This is a genomic window from Vibrio sp. ZOR0018, from assembly GCF_963865925.1.
In the GTDB taxonomy this organism is placed as follows: domain Bacteria; phylum Pseudomonadota; class Gammaproteobacteria; order Enterobacterales; family Vibrionaceae; genus Vibrio; species Vibrio anguillarum.
Map to the genome: position 1 here is coordinate 3,030 of NZ_CAWMCN010000094.1, position 652 is coordinate 3,681.

A 652-nucleotide genomic window follows, 5' to 3' on the forward strand; every position below is an offset into this window, starting at 1 on the left:
AAGTTCGGCTATGCGTTGTCAACCCCTTAGCCGGGCGTTAGCTGAGGTTAAGAAAAGCCATAAAATTAAGCGCTTATTTTTCTTAGTCTGGAGGCTCTAGCTTTACACCTGAAAGTCAGCACTTTTCCGCGTATCTCGCCAGTGGCACTGTTCGTGAAGTGTTTGAACTAACCGAAGCCTTCTTACGGGAAGTGGTGCGTTTGTTTATTTCTTTGGTGTGGCTTCTTTGGTTTTGAGGCTCTTTCGCGCTTAAATGGATTCCGCGTACTTGTTGTTGGCTTCTTCGAAAGAATTCTTTGTAAATTTAAGTCCTAGAAGCTCGTCAGTTTCTCGGTTATTTCTTTTTTGCCAAGTGCGTTTCGTGGATTGGGTTTTAGTTTCTCAGTTGTCCGTTTTACTTTGTCGATTGAAAATAATAATGTGTTTTAAATTAGGCCGTTGAGTAGTCAATCTCCAGCTAAAGTGCAGCAGCTAACAAGCGGCTCAAGAGGGATTGCCAACGCGTGGCGGCTTTAGTGCAAAATTTAAGTTCAGTGTTTACTGTGTGTTTTTTGAGTTCGGCGGTGCGTTGCCAACCCCTTAGCCGGGCGTTATAAGCTTTGGAGGCTTTAGTGATTACAATTCGAGAAATGGATATTTCCGATTACGATTC